The 1,897-nt window shown below is 64.9% G+C and carries 1 protein-coding gene; it reads left to right on the forward strand.

All coding sequences use genetic code 11. The annotated features are described in order from the left end of the window. A partial coding sequence (locus LPZ50_RS24570; RefSeq protein WP_230665450.1) for an error-prone DNA polymerase occupies positions 1-1,897 on the forward strand: 1,897 nt, incomplete at both ends.

Genomic DNA, 1,897 nt, shown 5'->3' on the forward strand with positions numbered 1-1,897 from the left:
TGCAACACGCCGCGCACACCGCCGGCCTGCCCGTGGTGGCGCTGGGCGGGGTGCAGATGCACCTGCGTTCGCGCAAGCCGCTGCACGACACCCTGGCCGCCATCCGCAGCAAGCGCGCGGTTGCCGCTTGCGGCTACGACCTGCACGCCAATGCCGAACAGCACCTGCGCACCCGCCTGCGTTTGGCGGCCCTGTACCCACCCGAAGCGCTGGCGCAAACCCTTGCCATCGCGCGGCGCTGCACGTTCTCACTGCGGGAATTGCGCTACGAATACCCGGACGAAATCGTGCCCGCGGGCGAAACCCCCGCCAGCTATCTGCGCCGCGAAGTCAATGCCGGCGCGCGGCGCCGTTTCGGCGACAGCGTGCCGCAGCACGTCAGCGCCCTGATCGAAAAAGAACTGGCCCTGATCGCCGACCTGGAATACGAAGCCTATTTCCTTACGGTCTACGACATCGTGCAATACGCGCGCTCGCAGAACATTATTTGCCAGGGGCGCGGGTCGGCGGCCAATTCGGTGGTGTGCTACTGCCTGGGCATCACCGCCGTGAAACCCGAGCAAAGCCAGGTTCTGTTCGAACGCTTCATCAGCAAAGAGCGCAACGAACCGCCCGACATCGACGTCGATTTCGAGCACCAGCGCCGCGAAGATGTCATTCAATACATCTATCGCAAGTACGGACGCGACCGCGCCGCGCTGACCGGCGTGGTGATTTCCTATCGCCCCCGCAGCGTACTGCGCGACACCGGCCGCGCGCTGGGCATAGACCCGGGCATCATCGATGCCGTGGCGCGCGCTCATCAATGGTGGGACGGCAAGCGCGCCATGCTGCAAACCCTGGGCAACTGCGGGCTCGACCCCGGTTCGCAGGTAGCGCGCAACTGGGCCGTGCTGGCCGAAACCCTGATCGGCTTTCCGCGCCATTTGTCCCAGCATCCCGGCGGCTTCGTGATATCGCGCGGCAACCTGGCGCGCCTGGTGCCCATCGAAAACGCCGCCATGCCGGATCGCAGCGTCGTGCAATGGGACAAAGACGATCTGGACGCCCTGCGCCTGCTGAAGGTGGATGTGCTGGCCCTGGGCATGCTGACGGTGCTGCATCGCGCCCTGGATTTTGTCGGCCAGCGCCATGGCCGCCCCATGGCCCTGCATGATATCCCCCAGGATGACAACCCCACTTACGACATGATCTGCGAGGCCGACACCATCGGCGTGTTCCAGATCGAATCGCGCGCGCAAATGAGCATGCTGCCGCGCCTGCGGCCGCAAAAATATTACGACCTGGTGGTGCAGGTAGCCATCGTGCGGCCCGGTCCCATCCAGGGTGGCATGGTGCATCCCTACCTGCGGCGGCGCCAGGGCAGCGAACCCGAAACCTATCCCAGCGATGCCGTGAAAGGCGTGCTGTCTCGCACCAAAGGTGTGCCCATCTTCCAGGAACAGGTCATGCAGATCGCCATGGTGGCCGCCGACTTCACGCCCGGCGAAGCCGACGCGCTGCGACGCTCGATGGCGGCCTGGAAACGCAAGGGCGGCATCAGCAAGTTCAACGACAAGCTGGTCAAGGGCCTGCTCAAGAACGGCTACACAGCCGCATTCGCCGAATCCATCATCCGCCAGATCGAGGGCTTCGGCGAATACGGTTTCCCGGAAAGCCATGCGGCCAGTTTCGCGCTGCTGGCCTACGACAGTGCCTGGCTCAAACGCCATGAGCCCGAAGCCTTTCTGGCCGCGCTGCTCAATTCCCAGCCCATGGGGTTCTACGCGCCGGCCCAACTGGTGCAAGATGCCCGCCGCCATGGCGTGACGGTCTTGCCCGCCGACGCCAGGCCGGATGGCTACACGCTGCTGGCCTCGTATTCCATGTATCACGCGGGCAACCCGTCGCTGTTCAC

The sequence above is a fragment of the Bordetella petrii genome (assembly GCF_020991325.1).
In the GTDB taxonomy this organism is placed as follows: domain Bacteria; phylum Pseudomonadota; class Gammaproteobacteria; order Burkholderiales; family Burkholderiaceae_B; genus Bordetella_A; species Bordetella_A petrii_E.